Source organism: Burkholderia sp. PU8-34, from assembly GCF_053427725.1.
This window is the reverse complement of sequence record NZ_JBSAXC010000003.1, coordinates 22,525-44,426: the sequence shown is the minus strand read 5'-3', so window position 1 is coordinate 44,426 and position 21,902 is coordinate 22,525. Positions and strand designations below refer to the sequence as shown.

Annotated in this window: 20 protein-coding genes and 1 tRNA gene; 10 read left to right on the top strand and 11 right to left on the bottom strand. The window is 67.0% G+C overall.

What is annotated here, in order from left to right:
- Positions 1-18 precede the first annotated feature (18 nt).
- Together ACV22Z_RS08495 and ACV22Z_RS08490 are read right to left on the bottom strand one after the other, a co-directional pair.
- Entirely contained in the window at positions 19-3,930 is a 3,912-nt protein-coding gene (locus tag ACV22Z_RS08495; protein WP_448075881.1) for a tetratricopeptide repeat protein, read from the bottom strand.
- Positions 3,920-4,984, bottom strand: a complete 1,065-nt coding sequence (locus ACV22Z_RS08490; RefSeq protein WP_448076374.1) for an endo alpha-1,4 polygalactosaminidase — start codon at positions 4,982-4,984, stop codon at positions 3,920-3,922. The genes ACV22Z_RS08495 and ACV22Z_RS08490 overlap by 11 nt, the downstream gene beginning before the upstream one ends.
- A gap of 633 nt (positions 4,985-5,617) precedes the next feature.
- On the opposite strand from ACV22Z_RS08490, the gene ACV22Z_RS08485 reads away from it, so the two are divergent.
- The 6 genes from ACV22Z_RS08485 to pelG all read left to right on the top strand — a co-directional run bounded on the left by ACV22Z_RS08485 (position 5,618) and on the right by pelG (position 11,836).
- Entirely contained in the window at positions 5,618-5,860 is a 243-nt protein-coding gene (locus ACV22Z_RS08485) for a hypothetical protein (RefSeq protein ID WP_448075880.1), read from the top strand.
- A gap of 6 nt (positions 5,861-5,866) precedes the next feature.
- Positions 5,867-6,259, top strand: coding sequence for a hypothetical protein (locus ACV22Z_RS08480; protein ID WP_448075879.1), 393 nt, complete (start codon positions 5,867-5,869; stop codon positions 6,257-6,259).
- Positions 6,260-6,343: 84 nt separating this feature from the next.
- A complete protein-coding gene (locus ACV22Z_RS08475) occupies positions 6,344-7,798 on the top strand; it encodes a PelD GGDEF domain-containing protein (protein ID WP_448075878.1) in 1,455 nt (484 codons plus the stop codon).
- Entirely contained in the window at positions 7,785-8,696 is a 912-nt protein-coding gene (locus tag ACV22Z_RS08470) for a tetratricopeptide repeat protein (RefSeq protein WP_448075877.1), read from the top strand. The genes ACV22Z_RS08475 and ACV22Z_RS08470 overlap by 14 nt, the downstream gene beginning before the upstream one ends.
- Before the next feature lie 18 nt (positions 8,697-8,714).
- Positions 8,715-10,373, top strand: coding sequence for a GT4 family glycosyltransferase PelF (gene pelF / locus ACV22Z_RS08465; protein ID WP_448076373.1), 1,659 nt, complete (start codon positions 8,715-8,717; stop codon positions 10,371-10,373).
- Positions 10,374-10,465: 92 nt separating this feature from the next.
- Positions 10,466-11,836, top strand: a complete 1,371-nt coding sequence (pelG, locus tag ACV22Z_RS08460) for an exopolysaccharide Pel transporter PelG (RefSeq protein WP_448075876.1) — start codon at positions 10,466-10,468, stop codon at positions 11,834-11,836.
- A gap of 116 nt (positions 11,837-11,952) precedes the next feature.
- Here pelG and ACV22Z_RS08455 read toward each other — a convergent pair whose 3' ends face one another.
- The 8 genes from ACV22Z_RS08455 to ACV22Z_RS08420 all read right to left on the bottom strand — a co-directional run bounded on the left by ACV22Z_RS08455 (position 11,953) and on the right by ACV22Z_RS08420 (position 18,802).
- Complete coding sequence (locus ACV22Z_RS08455) at positions 11,953-12,573, bottom strand: HAD family hydrolase (protein WP_448075875.1); 621 nt, start codon at positions 12,571-12,573, stop codon at positions 11,953-11,955.
- Positions 12,574-12,639: 66 nt separating this feature from the next.
- A complete protein-coding gene (locus tag ACV22Z_RS08450) occupies positions 12,640-13,497 on the bottom strand; it encodes a hypothetical protein (RefSeq protein WP_448075874.1) in 858 nt (285 codons plus the stop codon).
- 51 nt (positions 13,498-13,548) lie between these two features.
- Positions 13,549-14,205: a TerD family protein gene (locus ACV22Z_RS08445; RefSeq protein WP_448075873.1), complete on the bottom strand. Its 657-nt coding sequence runs from the start codon at positions 14,203-14,205 to the stop codon at positions 13,549-13,551.
- A gap of 123 nt (positions 14,206-14,328) precedes the next feature.
- Entirely contained in the window at positions 14,329-15,345 is a 1,017-nt protein-coding gene (locus ACV22Z_RS08440; protein ID WP_448075872.1) for a DUF475 domain-containing protein, read from the bottom strand.
- Between the two features lie 45 nt (positions 15,346-15,390).
- The gene (locus tag ACV22Z_RS08435) at positions 15,391-16,140 is read right to left on the bottom strand and encodes a VWA domain-containing protein (RefSeq protein WP_448075871.1); all 750 of its coding nucleotides are present in this window, start codon (positions 16,138-16,140) and stop codon (positions 15,391-15,393) included.
- Positions 16,141-16,150: 10 nt separating this feature from the next.
- Positions 16,151-17,233, bottom strand: coding sequence for a toxic anion resistance protein (locus ACV22Z_RS08430; RefSeq protein WP_448075870.1), 1,083 nt, complete (start codon positions 17,231-17,233; stop codon positions 16,151-16,153).
- 560 nt (positions 17,234-17,793) lie between these two features.
- The gene (locus tag ACV22Z_RS08425; RefSeq protein ID WP_448075869.1) at positions 17,794-18,243 is read right to left on the bottom strand and encodes a LysE family translocator; all 450 of its coding nucleotides are present in this window, start codon (positions 18,241-18,243) and stop codon (positions 17,794-17,796) included.
- The gene (locus tag ACV22Z_RS08420; RefSeq protein WP_448075868.1) at positions 18,167-18,802 is read right to left on the bottom strand and encodes a hypothetical protein; all 636 of its coding nucleotides are present in this window, start codon (positions 18,800-18,802) and stop codon (positions 18,167-18,169) included. The genes ACV22Z_RS08425 and ACV22Z_RS08420 overlap by 77 nt, the downstream gene beginning before the upstream one ends.
- Before the next feature lie 425 nt (positions 18,803-19,227).
- Here ACV22Z_RS08420 and ACV22Z_RS08415 point away from each other — a divergent pair, with 425 nt between their 5' ends.
- On the top strand, positions 19,228-19,446 hold the full coding sequence (locus tag ACV22Z_RS08415) for a hypothetical protein (RefSeq protein WP_448075867.1): 219 nt from the start codon (positions 19,228-19,230) through the stop codon (positions 19,444-19,446).
- A gap of 31 nt (positions 19,447-19,477) precedes the next feature.
- Complete coding sequence (locus ACV22Z_RS08410) at positions 19,478-20,290, top strand: alpha/beta fold hydrolase (RefSeq protein WP_448075866.1); 813 nt, start codon at positions 19,478-19,480, stop codon at positions 20,288-20,290.
- A 295-nt stretch (positions 20,291-20,585) separates the two neighbouring features.
- Here ACV22Z_RS08410 and ACV22Z_RS08405 read toward each other — a convergent pair whose 3' ends face one another.
- A complete protein-coding gene (locus tag ACV22Z_RS08405) occupies positions 20,586-20,933 on the bottom strand; it encodes a DUF4148 domain-containing protein (protein WP_448076372.1) in 348 nt (115 codons plus the stop codon).
- A gap of 472 nt (positions 20,934-21,405) precedes the next feature.
- Between ACV22Z_RS08405 and ACV22Z_RS08400 the strand changes: the two genes are divergently transcribed.
- Both ACV22Z_RS08400 and ACV22Z_RS08395 read left to right on the top strand, forming a co-directional pair.
- Positions 21,406-21,500, top strand: a tRNA-Sec gene (locus ACV22Z_RS08400).
- A gap of 236 nt (positions 21,501-21,736) precedes the next feature.
- The gene (locus tag ACV22Z_RS08395; RefSeq protein ID WP_448075865.1) at positions 21,737-21,898 is read left to right on the top strand and encodes a hypothetical protein; all 162 of its coding nucleotides are present in this window, start codon (positions 21,737-21,739) and stop codon (positions 21,896-21,898) included.
- The last annotated feature ends 4 nt before the right edge of the window (positions 21,899-21,902 follow it).

Genomic DNA, 21,902 nt, shown 5'->3' with positions numbered 1-21,902 from the left:
CTCTCCTTGGTTTCCGGGTCAATACATCCAGCGATAGCGGATCCCGACTTCGGTGAAGGGCGTCGAATGGTTCGCCGACGCGCTGGCATGGGTGATATAGAGGCCGGCCTGATCGTTGCCGATCACGCTGCCGACGACGCCCGCCGTCACGCGCTCGCCCCACTTCGCGTGCGAGTCGTACAACGGGCCGACCTCGAGAAAGGGCCGCCAGCGGCGTGAATAGCCGTCGATCAGCCCGTTGCCGAAGCCGGCGAGCAACGCGACCTGCGTGAACGTGCTCGACACGAACTGCGACGCCGTCAACGGCTCGCCATTCGGCACCAGCTGCTGCAGCAGCGCACCAGGGGAACCATTGGCGGTGTACTCGCCGTGCGTGACGGCGACGCGCACCGTGAAGTCCGGATAGGCGATGCGCAGCTTGTAGCCGCCGTCCGCGGTGATCAGCGTGCCGTGCCCGAGATACGAGCGGTCCTGACCAAGGAAACGCGCGTATTCGACGCGCGCCCGCGTGAAGATGTGCGGGTCCGGCTGGAACGCGACCGCGGCGGCGACGTTGTCCTTCACGCCGCCGACCTGCAGCTGCGCGGATTCCGTCGCCTCCTGGTTGCGACCGATCGAATAGGTGAAGCTCAGCGGCCGGCCGTCGAACAGCGAGCCTTCGATGCGCACCGTCGTGAAGTCGCGCAGCGCATCGCGGCGGCCGATCACGAGCGCTTCGCGGTCGATCGTGCCGTAGCGGCGCAGCACGCCCTCGAAGTTCCGGTCCTTGCCGGGCACGCCGGGCAGCGAGGTGTCGCCGTGCTGCGCGCGGTCGACGTAGCGGAACGCGAACGCGAGCGTCGGCGTGATGCGCACACCCGCGCCGATGCTGGTCTCGTAGAACAGCAGCGGCCCCGTATGCAGATACCGGAAGCCCGGCGCGATCGCCTGCGCGGTCGGCAGCACCGAGTCGACGTACGTCGCGTGCATCGCGTCGTTGTCCGGCAGCAGGTTCTGCGCCTGCGCGGCGTCCTGCTGCGCGGCTTCGACGCGGCCCGCGCCTTGCTCGGCAGCGATCTTTTCCGACGTCGGCAGCGGGTCGGCAGGGTCGTCGAGCATCTGCGACAGCTTCGCGGTGTTGTCGTCCGCGAGCGCAAGGGCCGCGTTCGCATAGTACGGCTGCGACAGGCGCTCGGTGTAGTGCCACGCGAGCCAGTCGCGCTCGAAGTCGTACGCGTCGTGCGACTGGCTCCACGCGAGCATCGCCTCGCGCGCGGCCGCCGAATAGTGCGCGTTGCGGCGGGCCAGCGACGCCGCGGTCGCGGGCGGCAGCATCGACAGGTCGCCGAGGTCCGTCTCGACCTTCGACGCCGGTGCGGCATTCGCCTGCTCGTCCTTGCGCAGCAGCTCGATCAACAGCCGCTTCGATGCGTCGCCGCCGGCGAAGCGGTCGGTCAGCGCGATGAAGCGCACGCGCGCCATGTCGTATTCGTCGGGCGTCATTCGTGACGGCCGGCGCACGTCGATCCGTTCGCGGTGCAGCATCTTCCACGCGGTGCGCCGGATCTGCCACGCCTCGTCGGTCTGCCCGGACAGCTCGAGTGCGTCCGCCACCGTCAGCCGCCACAGCACGTCGTCGCGATGCGACGGCAGGTTCTGGCGCAGGAAATGCAACGCCGCGCGCGCGTCGCCGAGCCGCAGGTACGCGGCCGCATACGCCGCGGTCAGCGGCGTGTCGCCCGTCGCGTGCGACCGGTAGGTGCGCAGCGCAGCGCGCAGCTCGGTATCGCTGCCCGAGTCGTTCAGCAGCCAGATCAGTGCGACCTGCGCGTTCGCGTTGTCCGGCTGGATCCGCAGCACCGCGCGCACGTCGTCGAGCGCGCGTGCCGGTTCGCCGACGAGCCGCCAGTACTGCGAGCGCGCCATCAGGTAGTCGGGATCGCGCTCCGCCACCGCGGCCTGCGCGGGCGTCAGCGAGTCGAGCAGCGTCCTGATCCGCTCGTACGCCCGCGCGCGGGTGTAGTAGTACACCGCGCGCCGCAGGTCGCGCAGCTCGCCCGTGCGGCGGTACGCGTATTCGGCGACGCGGCCCGCGTCGAGCGGCTGCGTGTCGAGCGCGTCGATCATCTGCTCGAGATCGGTCGGTGTTTCGCGGCCGCTCTTCAGCAGGTGCCGCGACCCTTCGACGACGACGTCCGGCTTGCCCGCAAGCTTGCCCAACGTCGCATAGAGCCGCCAGTACTGGACGGTGTCCGCGCCGCCCTCCGTCGCTGGCTTCGCCTTCTCGAGCGCAGCCAGCGCGTCCGCATAGCGATGCTGGCCATAGAGCGCCACCGCGATCTTCGTCGCATACGCGGAATTCGGCCCGTAATCGTGTTCGAGCGTCTGCCACGTGCGCAATGCGAGCGCGTCGTCGCCGGTGCGCTCCGCGAGCGCCGCCGTGCGTTCCAGCACCGGCTGCCGCAGCGCGCCGTGCGCCTGCATCGCGAGGAAGCGGATCGCAGCGCCCGGATCGGCGCGCCCCTCTTCGATCGCGACGTACGCGTCGATCCATTCGAGCTGCTTGCGGCGGTCGACCTTCCCGCCGCTCCGGTCGAGTTCGTGCTGCATCGCGGCCAGCAGTGCGCGATCGTCGCGCAGCGCAGGCGCGAGCCGCAGCACCTGCTGCCACGACGCCTCGTCGTTGCGCGTCTTCGCGAGCCACAGGTATGCGTCGAGCGCGACGCGCGGCCGGTTGTTCCAGGTCGCGACCTGCGCGAGCCGCTCATGCCACGGCACCGAGCCCGGATCGCGCGCGAGCGCGTTGCGCGCCACCTCCTCCGCTTCGCGCAGCTTGCTGTTCTGCAGGTACACCTTGTACGCAAGTTCGTCGTCCGACGGCGCGGCCTCGTCGCCGGCCTTCCCGGCCGCATTCCCCGCTGCCTTGCCCGGTGCCGGCGCAGCTGTGTCGTCCTCCTCGTCGGACGGTTGCACCGATTGCACGTTGGCTGCCTGCGCGACGCGCACGATGCGCGCCCGGTCGCTCCCGCGCCACACCGCGAACATGATGTGCGGTGCGTCGGCTGCGTGATGCTCGGCCGATGGCGCCGCCTCCGCATGTTTCGACGCGCCATGCAGCTTCACGAGCTGGTTCGTGTAGTCGGAGGCGAGATCGGGACGGCCCGCCGCAAGCGACAGCGAGATCAGGAACCGCAGCGTGCGCGCGTCGTTCGCGAGTTCGCCGATGTGCTCGCGCGCGGCCAGCATCGCATCGCCGAGCAGGTTGCCGCCCTGCAGCGCGCGCAGGCCCGCGAAGAAGAACGCGCGCTGTTCGCCTTTCGACGCTGCGCGCGCGCTCGCGGCGAACGACGCGTCCGCCGCCTCGCGGTAGTGCCCGCTCGCGAGCTGCGCGGCCGACTCCTTGCCGAGCCAGTATGTCGCCCGCATGGGCTCGCGCGACGCGAGCCGGTGGTAATAGCGCGCGGCGAGCCCGCCGTCGTTCAGCGCGAGCGCCTTGACCGCCAGCAGCTGAAGCTGCAGCGCTGGCCACGGCACGTCGACCGCGCCGCTCAGCAGCGCGTCGAGCTTCGCGATGCGGCCGATGCGCTCGGGCGCGCCTTCGGGCAGCGAATACAGGCGCCGCTCGGCAATGCCGATGTCGGCCAGGATCGCGCGCTGCTTCACGTCGGCGTCGGACGACGCCCGCAGTTGCGCGACGAGCCGCTCCGCATCGTCGTAGCGTCCTTCGTCGATGTATTCGCGCGCGAGATGCTCGACCGCGCCCGCGTTGTTCGGATCGGCGCGCAGCCACGCGCGCAGGTAGGCGACAGTCAAGGTATCGGCCTCGCGGCTTTCGAGCAGCGCGCGTTCGAGCGTGCCGCGCGGGAACACGGCGGCGAGCGACAGCGTGACCGCTGCGCCGAAGCCAGCGATCCCGAGCGGCGATACGAGTCTTTTTCGGTCAGCTTGCACGGTCGGCTTCCATGTGGACGTGTTGCACAGGACCGGCCGCATGCGCGCCCGACCACCCCACCGCCTCGCGCACCACGGGTGCGGCGTCGCGCCACCCGAACGCCGGCGCGCGCAGGCGCCTTGCGAATGCGCCGATGCCGACGACGTCGAGCGCCGGCCCCGTCACGTACGGAATCACGCCGGCCGCACGGATGCGCGCCGCGGTATCGTGCGCGCAGGCGGCATCGGCAGGCGGACAGTAGTCGATCGACACGACCGGCAAGCCGTACGCCTTCGCCGTCTCCACCTGCTGCATCAGCCACGCGCGATCGGCCGGCGACACTTCCGTGTAGCGCTGCCGTGCCTGGCTCCAGCCGCGATACAGCGACTCGAATGCGACCGCGTACACGAGCGCGTTCACGCGCGACAGCAGCTCGAAGCCGCGGTTCAGCATCAGGCGCGCCGACGGATAGCGCGCCTTGATCGCCTCGATCACCGCCACGACGCCGGCCTGCTGGCGCGCGCGCTCGTCATCGGTCTTCGCGACGATCTGGTAGGAGTCCAGCGTATCGAGGAAGAAGCCGCGAAAGCCGCGCTCCCACAGTGGCGCGATCACGTGATCGACATAGAACGCCGGCCATTGCGGAGCCGCCTGGTCGACGACCAGCGAGCCCCATGCGCGGTTCTCGCCGTTCAGCCAGGCCTTCGGAATCTCGTTGAAGTACGCGCGCGTCGTGCTCACCTCGCCGACGCTCACGTACGCAAGCCACGCAGTGTGCGGCGTATCGGCCGCATGCGGATCGAAATCGCTGTCGGGTTCGACGACCACGCTGCCGAACGACGACAGCGCGGCAACGGGCACGTGCGCGCCGTAGAAGAACGCGAAGGTTGGCAGCGGCGCGTTCGCTGCGGCGGCCACGACGGTGGTGTCGCCCGTGCGCGCTTGCGCCGCGTCGGCCGCGACAAGCGGCGCCGCGAACGCGGTGGCGGATTCGGCTGGAAGCGGCGCCGTGTCGGGAGTCGCTGCATGCGCAGACGCCGACAGCGGCGCGAGGCACGCGACGAGCGCGCGCACGCCGGCCAAATGACGTCTGATCCTCCCCAACATGACCATGCCCCCCGGGCCTGGCGATAGGCTCTGCACGGCAAACCCCTGAGTTGTCTTTTGCGTCGCGACGCCTCATCCCTGTTCCGGCGATCGACTGCCACTTCCACACGGAACGCGTCGCGCGATCGAATCGGTCGCGCATCAAAGCGCAACGCCTTGGATGAAGAAATAGACCAAGAATTTTCGAAGTTCAAGGCGACAAACCGTGCAGGATCGCGAAACATCGGGGCGTACTTTCCCGTAGTGCGCATGCACGCATCCTGCCCTGTTGCACAACTGTTACGTGCCGCCGCGATCAGGTCGCGCGTGCGTCTTCGGCTCCGATTTCCGGCATTCGCGCGAAGCCGTTGCACGTGCATGCGGTGGATGCCGCCCCACATGCAGGCCGAACTGCACGCCGGCGCGCAGCGGGCAGAGACCGGTTCCGGCGTATCAACCATGAAACAAAACCCGTGCGATTCGTTGCGCGCATCGCTGCCGCGCGCCGTCCGGCGCGCGTTGCGCAAGGAGGCCCGATCACTGGTACGTTACTTGCGTCGACGCGAGGGGTAGCATCGACGGCGCACGTCCCCGGCGCCGCCTCTACGCGGAGCATCGATCATGATTTCGGGAACCTCTTGCAAGCCCGGTCGAAAAACCGTTGCTGCGTGCGGCATCGTGCTTGCGCTCGCCGCCGGCCTGGCCAGTCCGCTCGCACAGTCCACCCCGCAGTCCACCCAGACCCCGTCCGGCAGCACGTCGTCGCTGCTCGCCGTCAAGATCAAGCACCAGGTCGAGCGCGGGCCGGTCCAGCCGCCGGCGTATCCGACGCAGCCGCAGCAGGCCGTCCGCAAGCTGTGGTAACGACACATGCTGAAGTACGACATCGACCCGATCATGTTCCACCAGACGAACATGGCGCAGTACGCGCTGCTCAGCACGTCGACGCTGCTCGGCGACCTGATCACGGCGACGCTCGCCAAGTACAACGCGCTGTTCGCGTTGCCGGTCGTGAGTGTCGCCGAACACGGCATCGGTGTCGCGATGGCAGCGCGCATGGCGTACAACGCGTCCGGCGCCGCCGGCACGCTGCTGCTCGGCGCGTCCGGCAACAGCATCCGGCTCGCGACGACGAAAGCCGCCACCGTGCCCGTGACGGGCATCAGCGACGGCACGAGCATCGAGACGTACGGCGGCCAGCCGATTTCCAGCATCGCACTGCCGGCAGGCGGCACGGTCACCGTGCCCGGCCCGGCCTGGTGAGACGCCGCATGGCAGCAGGGGCGCGGTCGCCGCCCGCGTGGCGACCGCGCAGATCGACATAACAACGACAGCGCGAGGTTATCGATGGCCATTGACACCAAAACGACGCGATTCGACGCGGAGATCGACGCGCGTCCTCGCGTGCAGCCGGCGAGCCGGCGCTCGCGCTTCCCGCGTCTCACTTCGGTGGCGCGCTTCGCGTCGCTGCTGCCCCGCGAGCATTCGGCGTCGTACGTCGCGCTCGAGACGCTCGTGCTGTCCGTTGCCGTGTTCGCGCTGTGCCGCGTGCTGTCGCCCGCCGATCCGCTGCTGATCGGCAAGGCGTTTCCGTGGCTGTGGCTGCTGCCGCTGTTCGTCGCGCTGCGCTACGGCACCGTCGGCGGCCTCGGCGGCGGCGCGCTGCTGTTCGCCGCGTGGGTCGTGTTCTATGCGCGACTGCCGCTCGCCGATGTGTTCCCGCGCGATTTCTTCGTCGGCGGCTTCATCACGATGCTCGTCGCCGGCCAGTTCAGCGACACGTGGGCGACGCGGCTGTCGCAGGCCCGCGTGTCGAACACATACCTCAGCGAGCGGCTGTCCGTGCTGACCAACAACCAGTTCCTGCTGCGGCTGTCGCACGACCAGCTCGAACAGGATCTGCTCGTCAGGCCGGCGACGCTGCGCGACGCACTGGCGCGCCTGCGCGACATCACGCTGCGCGGCACGTCCTGGAGCGGCACGACCGGCAGCGACACGACCGCGCCGCTGCCCGGCGCGCAGGCGTTCCTTGAAGCCGTCACGCAGGCATGCCAGATCGAAGCCGCGCAGATCCACGCGTGGCACGACGGCACGCTGGCCGCCACGCCGATCGCGGGCATCGGCCGCGCGTTCGAGTTGGACGCCGGCGACCCGCTCGTCACCACCGCGCTCGACGAACTCGCGCTCGCACACCTGCAGTCGATCGACGTACGCGACCGCGCCCGCACCCGCTATGTCGCGTGCGCGCCGCTGATCGGCGCGGACGACGCGGTCGTCGGGGCGCTCGTCGTGTCCGAACTGCCGTTCCTCGCGCTGACCGCGGACAATCTGCAACTGATGTTCGTGATGTGCAGCTACTACGCGAACGGCGTGCGGCACGCGGCCATCACCCGCGACGTGCTGCAGGCGTATCCCGACTGCCCGTACGACTTCGCGCTCGAATACGCGCGCCTCGCCGATCTGCAGCGCACAAGCGGCGTCGCGTCGTCGGTCGTGATGCTGCTGTTCGACGCGAGCAGGCAGGCCCAGGCGATGTTCGACTACGTCGAGCGCACGAATCTCGACTTTCATGTGCAGTGGATCGTGAACATCGGCGGCAAGCAAGGGCTGATCTTCATCATGCCGCTCAGCTGCGACGCCGCCGTGGAAGCGCAGCTGCAGCGGATCGAAACCGATGTCCGCAACCAGTTCGGCATCGGCTTCACGGAGGCGCGCGTCGTCACGCGCCGGGTTTCCCTCGCCGGCACGCCGTCCGACGGCGCGCTGCGCCAACTGCTGGCCGACTGCGATGATCCCGCCTAAATCCGCCCGCGCGTCGCGCGATGCGCATGCGCACCTGAACCACGCCGCGTCGTCGGCGGCGCCGGCACCGTCCCGACGGCAGGCGTCATGGCCCGGCCTGCGCACGCTGCGCGCGACACGCGATGCCGGCCGCTCGGCCGCCGACGCGATCGCGCGCCTCGCGACGCGCGTGCGCGAATTCGCGTTCCCGCGCCTCGACGAAGGCGCGCTGATCGAGCTCGTGCGCGAGCCGCAGTTCGCGCCGCACCTGCTCGCGACGCTGTCGTATGCGCACGAGCACGAGGTCAGGGAAGGCCTGATGAATCGCCGGATCGCCGTGCGTCATCGCGTGACGGCGCTCGTCGCGATGCAGACGATGCCGGTGCGCGCGGCGAGCCCGATCCTGCACGCGCTGCTGAACGATCCTGCGGACGACGTGCGCCTGCTCGCATACGGGATGCTCGACAAGAGCGAGAAGCGCGTGACGCAGCAGATCGGCATCGAACGCGCGAAGCTCGCGCGCCGCCTGTCCGACGACGAACGCTGCCGTGTCGACAAGACGCTCGCCGAGCTTTACAGCGAGCTCGTCTACGCGCGTCTCGTCGACGGCGACGTCTACCGCAACGCGCTCGAGCAGGCCGATGCGCACGCGGCGCGCGCGCTGCATCACCAGCCGGGCGACGGCGCGCTCTGGCGGCTGCGCGGCCGCCTCGCGTTCCAGACCGACCGCCTCGACGACGCCGAGGCGATGCTGACGAAGGCGATTGCCTGCGGCTTTCCGCGCATGCGCGTGCTGCCGTATCTCGCCGAGATCGCGTACCGGCGGCACGATTACGCGGCCGTGCGACGCCATCTCGACAACATGCCGCCGGTGCCGCCGCACCTGCTCGCGCCGATCGCCGACTACTGGAACACGTGACGAGGAACGTCCATCATGATGCGCGAAACTGGTCTTGATACGCGCGCCGGCAAGCAGCGCCCGGACACCGTCACCGACGCGCTCGGCAACGTGCTGCCGCGCGCCGCGTTCGCGGATATCGGGCTGCTGCTCGAAGGCACGTATCCGTATGTGAGCGGCGGCGTGTCGTCGTGGGTGCATGACATCATCCGCGCGTTTCCGGAATACACGTTCGGCCTGTGCTTTCTCGGCAGCAAGCCGGACGACTATCCGAAGATGGCGTATTCGCTGCCCGCCAATGTCGTCCACCTCGAGAACCATTACCTGTACGAGGGCGCGCCGCCGCCCGAACATGCGCGCGCGACGCACATCGACCGCGAAGCATTCGAACGGGTCGCGCTGCTGCACGAACAGCTGCGCCGGCCCAACGACATGCAGCTCGACAACAAGCTCGTGCGGCGCGTCGTCGACGACCTGACCGACGAGCACCGGCTCGACGAGGCGCAATTCCTGTACAGCCAGGAAGCGTGGACATTCCTGACCGAGCAGTATCGCGTGCACTGCAGCGATCCGTCGTTCTCCGACTACTTCTGGTCGGTGCGCCTGATGCACCGGCCGCTGTGGCAGCTCGCGCGTATCGCCGAGCAGTTGATCCCGATGCGCCTGTATCACGCGGTGTCGACCGGCTACGCGGGGTTTCTCGGCGCGCTGCTGCGGCACCGGCAGGGACGGCCGCTGCTGATCTCCGAGCACGGGATCTACACGAAGGAACGCAAGATCGAGCTGTTCCAGAGCCAGTGGATCCACGACAACCGCAACCTGATCGAATACGACGCATCGCACATCGGCTACTTCCACGAGATGTGGGCGCGCTTCTTCGAATCGATCGGCCGGATGACCTACGCGGCCGCCGACGACATCGTCGCGCTGTACGAAGGCAACCGGCGCCGCCAGCTGCTCGACGGTGCGCCTGCGCCGAAGACCCGCACGATCCCGAACGGCGTCGATCTGCGCCAGCTTGCGCCGCTGCGCGCGCAACGGCCTGCGGACGTGCCGAAGGTGCTGTGCCTGATCGGCCGCGTCGTGCCGATCAAGGATGTGAAGACCTTCATCCGCGCGATGCTGACCGTCGTGCGGGAAATGCCGGACGCCGAAGCATGGATCGCCGGGCCCGAAAGCGAGGATCCGTCATACGTGGCCGAGTGCCGGGACCTGATCGAGCGCCTCGGTCTCGCGCGCAAGGTGACGCTGCTCGGGATGCAACGGATCGACGATCTGCTGCCGAAGATCGGCGTGCTCGTGCTGAGCTCGATCTCGGAGGCACTGCCGCTCGCGGTGCTCGAGGCATTCGCCGCCGGCGTGCCGGTCGTCACGACCGATGTCGGCGCCTGCCGCGAGCTGATACACGGCGCGGATGCCGACGATGCCGCGCTCGGCTCGGCCGGCCGGGTCGTGCCGATCGCGGACCCGGTCGCGCTCGCGCGCGAGGCGCTCGGCCTGCTCGCCGACGCGAACGCGTGGCACGCCGCGCAGCGCGCCGGCATCGCGCGCGTCGAGCGGTATTACTCGCAGGAACGGATGGTCGGCGCTTATCGTGCGCTCTACTCGACGCTCGCCGGCTCGCCGGATCGGCTTCTGCCCGACGTCGGCCACGTGCACGGCGGCGCCGCGACGTGCCCGTACGCGTCGCGCGGCTAGCGCATGTTCGGGCCAGTAACGGGCTTGCGCTGGCCGCCAGTAAGAATTTTTCAGTTACGGGAACAGGCCCGACCCTGACCAAGGAGCGAACGATGGCCGCCATCGGAATCAAGCTGCGCCGGCTTGCGCGGCACAACTCGCTGCTCGGCATCATGCGCGCGTACGCGTATGCGGGGCTCGTCGGCGCCGGGCCGTGGATCTGGTCGATCGTCGGCATGCTGCTCGTCGGGCTGCTCGGCGCATCGCCGTTGTTGCCGAACGCGATCGTGTCGGATTTCCAGGTCTCCGCGACCTACCTGATCGCCGCGAGCCTGATCGTCACCGGGCCGATGCAGCTCGCGCTCACCCGCTTCACGAGCGACCGCCTGTTCGACAAGCAGCTCGACGCGATCCTGCCGAACTTCTCCGGCGCGCTGGTCGTCATGACGGCAGGCGCGGCCGCACTCGGCGCGCTTGTGACGGCGTTCGCGTTCGACGCGCAAAGCAGCCTGTATCGCGCGCTGATGACCACCGGCTTCGTGCTGTTGTGCGACATCTGGATCGCGAGCGTCTTCCTCGCGGGGCTCAAGCAGTACAGCGGCATCCTGCGCGGGTTCTTCGTCGGCTACGGGGTGACGACGCTCGCGGCGGTCGGCCTGAAGCGCTTCGGCCTCGAGGGGCTGCTCTACGGTTTCGTGGTCGGCCAGACGCTGCTGCTGCTGATACTGCTGAGCCGCATCTATGGCGGCTTCAGCGCGACGCGCGTGATCTCGTTCGACCTGTTCCGGCGCGCGCACCGCTATCCGGCGCTGATGGCGATCGGGCTGCTGTACAACGTCGGCATCTGGATCGACAAGCTGATGTTCTGGTATTCGCCGAGTTCCGGGCAGGCGGTGCTCGGGCCGCTGCATGCATCGGTCATCTACGACATCCCGATTTTTCTCGCGTATCTGGCGATCACGCCGGGGATGGCGGTGTTCCTGCTGCGTGTCGAGACCGAGTTCGCACGGCACTACCGCGCGTTCAACACCGCGATCCGCGAAGGCGGCTCGCTGCAGCAGATCGAGCATGCGCACGACGCGATGGCGCAGGCGCTGCGCAGCGCGCTGTTCGACATCGTGAAGGTGCAGACGCTGACCGTGCTCGTCGTGCTCGCGACGGGGCCACTGCTGCTCGACGCGATCGGCATCTCGCGGCTCTACATGCCGCTGCTGTCGGTGCAGGTGATCGCGACGAGCCTGCAGATGGTGTTCCTCGCGATCATGAACAGCTTCATCTATCTCGACCGGCGACAGCCGGCCCTCGTGCTGATCGGGGCGTTCTGCTTGCTGAACGGAATCCTGACGGCCGCGACACTGATCGCGGGGCCGCTGTTCTACGGCTACGGGTTCGCGGTCGCACTGCTCGTCGTCGTGCTCGCGGGGATGGCGTGGCTCGACCGGAAGCTCGACACGCTCGAGTACGAAATCTTCATGCTGCAGTGAGCGGCGCACGCGCAGCGCGCCGCAGGTTCGCGCGCGGGCATGCTCCGCCCCGCCCGCGCGTCGGAAGACCCGCGTCGGGTGAGCAACGTCAGATGGCCGACGTCAGATGGCCAACGTCAGCCGCCGATCGGCGGCAGCGCGCCCTGCCCGCGAATCCATGCGCGGTTCGCGAGTTCCGCCATTTCCTTGTCGCCGCGGCTGTCGCCATACGCGTACAGCGTCGTCGGCGGCCGGTCGCCCCACCACGCGCGCAGCCGCACGACTTTCTGCGGCCCCCAGCAGTTTTCGCCGTCGAGCCGGCCCGCGAACGTGCCGCGCTCGAATGCGAGCCGCGTCGCGAGCACCGCATCGAAGCCGGCCGACTTCGCCCACTTGTCGAGGTACAGCGACGGCGACGCGCTCACCAGCACCACTTCGTGACCGCGCGCGCGATGTTCGCGAACCCGCTCGAGCATCTCGGGACGCACGAGGCGCGGCAGGTAGCCGTCGACGAAACGACGTGCGGCGTCGTCGAGCGCGTCTGCGCGCATCGGCCCGAGCGCGAACCAGGCGAACTTCGCCTTCGCGTCGCCGCGCGACAGTCGCCCCGCCTTCATCGCAACGATCCACGGCAGTGCGCGCAGCCCCGCCCATGCGAAGCGCGGCGTGCCGATCGCATACCGGACGAAATGGCGAAAGCTGTCTGACGTGGTGATGGTGCCGTCGAAATCGAAGGCGGCGACGATGCGGTCGGTCATGGTGAATCGATCGTAAAACGCAGGAATGCCCGGGAAGATAGCAGACTCGCGGCAAGCCGCGCGAAACTAGCCCCTCGGCCGCGCCGCGACCACGGCAGGCAGCACGACATTCATCAGGTGATCGGCGCGCGACAGCAGGTCGGTCACGCGCTCGTCGAGCCCGCGCAGTTGCGCCGGCTGCATGCGAATCTGCTGCACGGCCTGCCCGACGATCTGGCGGCGGTCGAACAGCGTGCGTTCGAGCCCTGTGTCGTCGGGCACGCGCACGACGTCGGCGATCGCGCTCAGTGCCGCGAGCACGATCACGAGGCGTTCCTCCGCGTGACGGACGCTCGCCGCGAGTTCCTCGGTCCGGCGCGGGAAGAAGCCGAGCGACTGCTTGAGTGCGCCGAGCGCGGCGCGATAGTCGACGTGGCCCGGCGACGGCCGGAACCAGCGTTCGAGCACGCCGGCCTTGCGCGTGACCTGCGCGAGCATGCCCGCCATCAGGTCCGCCGCGCCGAGTTCGTTGAACTCGCGCGTCGCCGCCGCGACCGCTTCGACGAGATTGCCGGCGGTTTCGAGCGCGCCGTCGCCGATCGTCGCCACCGTCGCCAGCTTGAGCGGCACGAGCTGCCGGATGTGCCGCTCGATACGCGGCGCGTAATCCGGATAGAGGTTCGGAAAGCCGGCCTGCGCGGCGCGGAAGCACTGCTCGAGCAACGGATGGTTCGATTCGCCGAACAGCGCGCGGCCGAGCGCGTCGGCGGGGGCCGCGCGCGTGTCCTTCACGGGTGCGGGGCCAAGATCGAGCGCTTTCGGCACTGGCCGCTCGACAGGCTGCGCTGCGCCCGCCGGCGGCACGTCGAACGCAAGACGGCCCGGCGTGCGCGCGGGTGCGCCGTCGAAGTCGAGCGCCTTCGGCTCGTCAGGCGTGCGGGTCATCGGTGCATCCTGCCGGTTGCGCCGGTTGCCCGCGCGCCGGTCCGCCGCCAGTCAGACGACGCCGCCATAGGCCCGGACGAAATCGCCGAGGCCGCGGTTGTAGCCCGCGCCGACCGCCTTGAACATGAAGTGGCCGTCGCGCCGGTAGAAGCTGCCGACCTGCACCGACGTCTCCATCGAGAAATCCTCTTCGAGCGCGTACTTCGCGATCACCGCGCCCGACACCTCGTCGGCGATCTGGATGTAGCTGTGGCGGACCTGCCCGAAATTCTGGCGGCGTGCTTCCGCCTGGTCGATCGTGACGACCACCGAGATCTCCTCGACGTCCGTCGCGAGCTTCGTGACGTCGATGAAGATCACCTCGTCGTCGCCGTCGCCGCTGCCCGTGCGGTTGTCGCCGCTATGGACGACGCCGAGGCATTTCGACGCCGGCATGCCGCGCTTCGGGAAATCGTCGCCGGGCTGGATGAAGGTGTCCTTGCGGTCCATCGTTCGCACTTCGCTGTTGTAGAACACGAAGTGCTGGTCCGAGATCAGCTTCGGATTGCTCTGCGCATCGTACTTGCACAGGAACACCGACACGTCGAGATCGAAATCCGCGCCCGTGTCCGTCGCGTTCGCATCCCAGCCGAGACCGATACGGAATTTCTGCGTGCCGGGCGCCTCTTTCGACAGGTTGACGCGACCGCCCTTCGACAAATTGATCATCTGAACCTCGCTTGCAGGAAGCCGCCGGCCAACCGGCGGCAAAGCGGACCGCCGGCGGCAGCCCGTCATGATGAAACCGGCACGGCGGCGTTGTTCGCCTGCTGCCTGCGTGCCGCTTGCCTGTTACTTGCCTGCCGCTGCGACACGTTCTTCCCTGCGCTGCGCGACGATCGACGACCAGACGGCCGCGCCGATCATCGCCGCGCCGATCAGGCCCGTCACCACCTCGGGCACCTCGAGCTTCACGCCGACGAACATGATCGCCGCGAGCGCACCGATCGCCCAGAACGCGCCGTGCTCGAGATAGCGGTACTGCGCGAGCGTGCCCTTCTTCAGCAGCACGAGCGTCATCTCCCGGATGTAGGCCGCGCCGACGCCGAGGCCGAGCGCGATCAGGAAAATGTTGTTCGACAGCGCGAACGCGCCGATCACGCCGTCGAAGCTGAACGACGAATCGAGCACTTCGAGATACATGAAGCCCGCGACGCCTTCGCGCACGACACGCGAGCCCGTGTCGTCGCCGCCGATCAGGTCGCCGATCCCGTGCGCGATCACGAAGCTGATCACGCCGAACGCGCCCGCGAGCAGGAAGCCGACCTGCTCGTCCGACGGCACGTACAGCGACGCGATGATGATGATCGCGAGCGTCAGCGCGACTTCGAGCGCGGTGATCCGGCCGAGATGCCGCATCGGGCCTTCGAGGAAGCCGATCCAGTGCTCGTCCTTCTCGGTGTCGAGCATGAACTTGAAGAACACCATCAGCAGGAACGCGCCGCCGAATGCCGACACCTGGTGATGCGCGGAGGTCAGGATCGCCGCGTACTTGTCCGGCGACTCGATCGCGAGCGTCAGCGCATCCCACATGCCGATGTGGCCGATCACCGCGACGATCAGCAGCGGAAACACGAGACGCATGCCGAACACCGCGACCGGCAGGCCGAACACCATGAAGCGGTTGCGCCACTTCTCCGACCAGTTCTTGAGCACGGACGCGTTGACGACCGCGTTGTCGAGCGACAGCGAAATCTCGAGCACGCACAGGACGGCAACGATCAGCATGTCCTTCACGCCGCCGAGCAGATACGCGGCGAGCAGCGCCAGCACCGTGAGCGATAACGGAATCTTGAAGTCTTTCAACATGATGGGGTGACTATGGGTTCGAATGAATGCAGTGCGGGCCCGCGCTTACTTCGCGCGCACCCAGTCGCAGAATTCCTGCGTGATCAGCCGGTCGTAGATCTGCTCGTCGCTCATGTCGAGCGACTCGAGATGCAGGAAGCCGACGTTCGGCATCTCGTCGGCGACTTCCGACAGGAAGTCGAATTCGCTCGGATCGCCGACGCCGACGAGCGACCAGTACAGCGGGTAGTGCTGCGATTCGGTCAGCAGCTGGCGCACGCGCTTGCGGTCGTTCTTCGGGTTCTGACCGTCGGTCACGAACAGCACCCAGGCCGGCAGGTATCCGTTGGCCGAAACGGGCGCCGGCGCCGGTGCGGGCGAATCGTCGGTGCCGCCGAACAGCCGGCTCAGGAAGCCGCGCCTCGCTTCGCGCCTGGGCTCCGGCTCCGGCGCACGGAAGAAGAAGTCGACGATGTCGTTCATCACCGGCGCGTATTGCGTGCCGCCCCATTTGCCGATGTCGCCGTTCAGCACGTAGTCGGTGATGTACGCGCCGTAGTTCTCGGGCGTCGCGGTCGGCAGGCGGTCGAAGCCTTCGGTGAAGGTCCACGTGTCCACTTCGCCGTTGTCGTCGAACTTCAGTGCGATGCCGAGAATACGGTCATGCGTGTCCTGGATCACGCCCGACTGGTAGAGCGGCTTCGCGGAGCCGGAGATGTCGAGCGCCGCGCCGACGCGCACGACCGGCGGCTTCAGGATCTGGCGTTTTTCGAGGACGATCGCGACCTTCGCCGCGCGTTTCTCAAGCGTAATCATGCGGAGTACCTCAGTTGTGCTTCGGAGCGAAACGGGTGATCAGGTCCTGTTCGAGCTGGCGCAGCCGCGGCGCGTCCTGCTCGCGCTGGCGCTTGCCATCGGCAATGATCTGCGTGACGTCGTCGAACGCGCCGAACAGTTGCTGCTGTGCGTATTCGAACGTGTCCGTCGAGATCACCGGGCGCTGGCCGAGCTTCGCGACCTCCTGCGCGTTCGCGCGGTTGAGGTCCGCCTGTGCGCGGATCGCCTCGTCGGCCGCGTCGTATGTCGCGTTTGCGAGCGCCGCCGCGCGCCTGGTGCTGAGCTGCTCGAGGTAGAGCGCGAACGCGTTGGTCCACGCGGGGATCAGCACGGTCTTGATCGTCATGAACTTCGAGGTCAGCGTGCGCTTCTGGTCCTGCTCCATCCGGATCTGCGGCGCGAGCTGCTTCGACATCAGCATCGCGCGGTCGAGATCGTCGAGCTTGCTCTCGAGCGCGTCGACCTTGCGCTTCACGTCGAGCAGCCGCTGCGCGCCGAACGCGTCGTCGGCGTGCTGCTGGCCGGCCGCAAGACTCGCGCGCAGCGCCGCGAGCGCGGCTTCGCCGTGTACCTTCGCCTGCGCGAGCTCCTGGTGCAGCGCGTAGTTGTCGCTGTACATCCGCTCGAGCTCGTCGATGCCGGCCTTCTGCCGCTGCGCGTGGCTCTCGAGTTCGACGACGAGCGTGTCCATCCGCTTGCTGACCGTTTCGTATTGCGCGAGCAGCTTCTCCTTCGTCGAGCGGAACAGGCGAGTCACCTGCGTGAGGAAGCCGCCTTTGTCCGCGCCGCGTGGGTCGAGCCCCTTCGCGGTCGCGATCAGTTCGTTGAGCTTGTCGCCGAACCGGTCGGCATCCGACGCGCGGACGCTCGCGAGAATCTGCTGCGAGAAAGCGGCGATCCGGCTGCCCTGCGCCGCGCCGAGCTGGTCGATCTCGTCGACCGTGATCAGGCGCGCGGTGTCCGCCGCCGCCCGCTTGACGGCTGCCGGAGACGCGACGACGGGGGATGAAGACGAGGTGGAAGGACGACTGCTGACCGCATCGGATTGCTTGTCATCGAATAGCGGCTTCATGTGGCTACCACGTTTCCTTTTATGCTTCTGCTACGTGTTGTCTTGCGCAAATGACGGACATTCGCGTTTTCCGGCCATGCTCTCTCACGGTCGCGGCAGACGGACGATAAATGCGCCGGGCCGGTGGCGTCAAGGAAATGCTTTCATATTGCATTCATTTCCAAACGGAAATGTCAACAATGGTGAGGGAGCGGAAAATTCTTCCGATGTGATGGATGGCTGGCGGGCTTGTGACGCGGGCGTGACGGCGTGAGGCAGCCCGAAACACAGAAAGATATATGAAAGCAACGGACCGGCACACGCTGAACGCGTCTTACGAATTTATTAACACAGTGGCGAATGGATTGCCGTCTCGATCAACTCGCTTCCGAAGTCACGACGGAACGTTGCTTGCCATTACTGACGCCATGCGTCGCGGCGCGGCGCGACGTAGGACATGTGCAACCTCGGCAGGATGAAAGGCATTGACCCGTCGCGTATCGTGAAGTCCCAGCGCCCTTCGGCATCGATGAACGTCGCCGTGAAGTTCCGTGTCAGCACCGAAGCGCGTGGCGACCGGCTCAGGCCGTGCCTTTCCGATAGAGCGCGATGTACCCCGCCAGCATCAGCAACAGCGTGCCGCTGACGCGGTTCAGCCACTTCTCCCCGGCCGCTTTCCAGACCCGCACCGAATGCATGCCGAGCAACGCATAGCCGACCATCACGACCGTGTCGATCACGGCGATCGTCGCCGCGAGGATCGCGTATTGCGGCGCGACGGGGAGCGACTGATCGACGAACTGCGGCAGCAGCGCGGTCATCAGCAGGTAGTACTTCGGGTTGCTCATCGCGACGAAGAAACTCTTCTGAAAATCAGCGCCGATGACTGAGGTGACAGCAACCGACGTCAAGCCAGCCGACGAGCACGCGTCACGGCATCGTCCAAGCGCGCGATCAGGGCGCCGCGCCCAACTGCGCGCATGCGCCCGCGGCCAGATCAGGGCCCTGAACCGCAAGGATTTGCCACACACCCATGCTCACACGCGCACGCGCCGACGCCGACGTATCGGCCAGCAGCGCCTCGACGCGCGGCGCCTCGTCCGGAGCCTGTGCCGCCACTGCCGCGTGATGCCGCTTGCGGGCAGCGGGCTCCGGCTCGTACACGTCGCACAAGCGAACCATGCCGGCAACGCCGGCGATGTCGTCGTCCCTGAAGTCGGCGCTCGTCGGCGCCGATGCCAGCGGCGGTCGTTCGCCGGCTGGCAGCTTGTCGCGCGCCGCCGCCTCGATGGCGGATGCGGCCTTCGGCGGCAGACCGGACATCGTCGCGACCACGCGGCTGCCTGCCGCGATCATGTCGCCCTGGCATGCCGCGCGCGCGGACGCCGCGACGTTCGAGCAAAACGACACGGATGTCTGCAACACGTTGTCGCTCAGGCGGGACACGTCGTCTGTTGCCGCGTATGCGCCGCCGGCCAGCAGCGTGATCAGGGCAATGGGCGTCAGCGTATGGATGAACGATTTATTTTTCATGACTGTTCCAGAATATGTTTCAGCGATTTCTGTTGCCGAAATCTGCCGACTACACATATTCCCACACTACCGGCCGGATTCGGGGTGAATCACCGTTGTCCACCTCGAATATCGCCGCGTTGACCCATCGGTTTTCTATGCTCAACCCGCTTTCGACCGTAATCGACTGATTTAAAAGCGCCGAAACGCACGTTCGCTGGCCGATAAGTGAATCGTTGACGTCTCGATCATTCCTTTGACAGATGCATCGCTTGCAGGCGCATCCGGCATGGAACGGCGGCGTCGCGGTGCTATGCTCTCACGGCCCGCATGGCAGGATCAGCCAATGGATTTCGAAAGCAGAACCAAACAGGAGATGTCCAGGGGAATCATCAAGGCCATCCTTGAAGATGCGCAATGCCGCGTCATCGACTCGGGTATCGAATAGGTCGTGCGCGAGCTTTCCCATATGGTTCCGGCCGAATATGGTTCCGGACGATTATGTGAAGCTGGATAATCCGGAAGCGATGCGGCGCATGCCGGATTTCACGGTGAGGAATCCAGACCAGATGGAGAAATTCCTCGTCGAGGTCAAGTATCGGGCGCAGTGGAACCGGTCGCTCTTCGAAGCGATCGTCGAGCAGGTCAAAATCTTCGGCGAACGGGTATCGGCGTCGCCGGTCCGGTCAATGCGACTTCACCGGGACCGGATCGCAGCCTGATCATGCACGTCGCCGCATGGAGGGAAGGACGGTGACTGAGGAGTTTGAACACGACGATCTCGGCGCGTTCGCTGCAGATGGAGCCGCGCCCCTGCCGAAGGCCGACCTCGAAGGATGGCTGGACCACGACGGCGCCCGCATCTGGCATGCCGCTTACGGCGACGGTCCGCCGGTGGTCATGCTGCACGGCGGCCTCGGCCATGCGGGCAATTGGGGCTATCAGGTGCCGGCCGTCGTTTCGGCCGGCTATCGTGCAATCCTGATCGACAGCCGCGGCCACGGCCGCAGCACCCGCGACGGCCGGCCCTATTCCTACGAGCTGATGGCATCGGACGTGCTCGCGGTGCTGGATACGCTCGGCGTCGACCGCGCCCGCTTCGTCGGCTGGAGCGACGGCGCCTGCATCGCGCTCGTGCTGGCGGCCCGAGCCCCGGCCCGTGCGGCGGGCGTATTTTTCCTTGCGTGCAACATGGATCCGGGCGGCACGAAGGTGATGGAGCCGAGCGTGGTGATCGACCGCTGCTTCGCACGGCACCGGGAGGATTACGCGCAGCTCTCGGCCACGCCGGAGGGCTTCGAGCCGTTCGTGGCGGCCGTCAGCGAGATGATGCGGACGCAGCCCGATTACTCCGAGCGCGATCTCGGTGCGATCGAGGTGCCCGTCGCGATCGTGCTGGGCGAGCATGACGAGTTCATTCGTCAGGAGCACGCGGCATATCTCGCCCGGTCCATTCCGGGCGCAACGTTGACGATCCTGCCGGGTGTGAGCCATTTCGCGCCGCTGCAGCGCCCTGCCCGATTCAATGCGGCGATGCTGGCGTTTCTCGGCGGAGTGCCGGATTAGCGACGAACGGTTTATCCGTACCTTCCCTTGAGCGCTTGTCCTGTCGAACCGGCGTAAAGGAAAAGGATCGCAAGGCTACCCAGCCATGTGTTCGTTTCCGCGGGTCTCAGCCAGTCGTCAGCGCAGAAAAAGCGCCCGACCCACGCGGGTCGAGCGAAGTCGCCCGTTGCCCGACGACGGAGGTATTCGGTAGTAACTGGCGCGCTGCCGGAGGTCATCACGGTAGCGGGCCGGTTTTCACGCGGAAGCGGCCGGCCCGACGTTGCGCCGGAATGCCGGGCCGATCAGGTGCGGCTTAATGCCCGCGATACAGCGACTTCATTTCGTCGTTCGCGCGCGGCGCCACGACCTTCGCGGCCTTGCCTGCTGCTGACGCGCCTTGCGCCGCGCTGCCGACACCGCTGTTGTCGACACCTTGCGCCTGTGCCAGTGCATGTTGCTGGGCAACGCGGGCCTCGGCAGCCTGAAGGTCTTGCGGGTAGTTCGGATCTTCGCCGCGTGCCGGGTTATAGCCGGCCTTCTCCAGTTCGACCAGCTCGGCGCGCACTTGCGCGCGGGTCAGCGGCGCGTTGTTCTGCGCGAAAACAGCAACCGGGGCAGCAAGGGCAGCGGCAACGACGACGGCTTGAATCAGGTTTTTCATGGTGCTTACCTCCAACTTTGGTTGTCCGGCTTCGAACACCTTGTTCGTAACCGATGACCGTAGTCTAGGTAAGCGACGACTTAAGAGTTATAGGGCAGCGGGGAAGACAATGTTCCTGGCTTTTCGCTGAATCATGGGACGGGCGTCGGCTATCTGATAACTGCCTGGCTCGCCGGGGCCGCACCGAAAGCCTTATGCAGCGGGCGTCTCGCGGCTTCTGCGTGCATCCGGCGCGGTCGGCACGGCGCTGCGCTCAGGCTCATGCGGGAATTTCCGCATTTGAACCTGCTTGCATGGGCTCAGCCAGTCTTGCCGGTCCGAGTCCGGCCTCAGGCACAAGCGCCCCGCTCACTGAACATGACGGGTGCATGGTAGGTTGTGCAAAGTTATCGGACCGAAAGCCTTAACGTTTCGGTAACGCCCGAGTAACGATGCGCCCGCTAGTCCCGAGTTGGGACACCTGTCCCGATTCGGGACGCCTCGTCACGTGGCGTCATACCGGACTTCAAATCCGGTTGGGGGTGTCAGACACTCCCGGGTAGGCTCGACTGCTGCTGCCTTCCGCCAGTTGCGGTTTCACGCAATGCATGCACGACAACGCAATGCAACGAGGATGCTTGGAGGAATGCTTGTGGGATGCTACAAGCAAAGTTTCAACACCATGCGAGCCTAGTGCCAGCACGATGCAAGCGTCCGCTAGCCAACGCTCACCGATGCCGGCACCGCAGCCCGCATCCAGGATGGGCATTGGTGTGAGCCGCCACCTAAAATGTAAGTGCGGCCACGACATCATGGAGGCTGCCATGAAAGAATCGTTGATGGCGTACTTGATGGGGCCGGTCGTGATGGTGATCGTCGGCGCTGCGCTATGGATCGCCGCGCATTACCGCGGCAAAGGCAGCAAAGGACAAAAAGCCCGCTGGCTCGATACCCATTATGGCGACCTGATGCACCACCGACATTGACAGC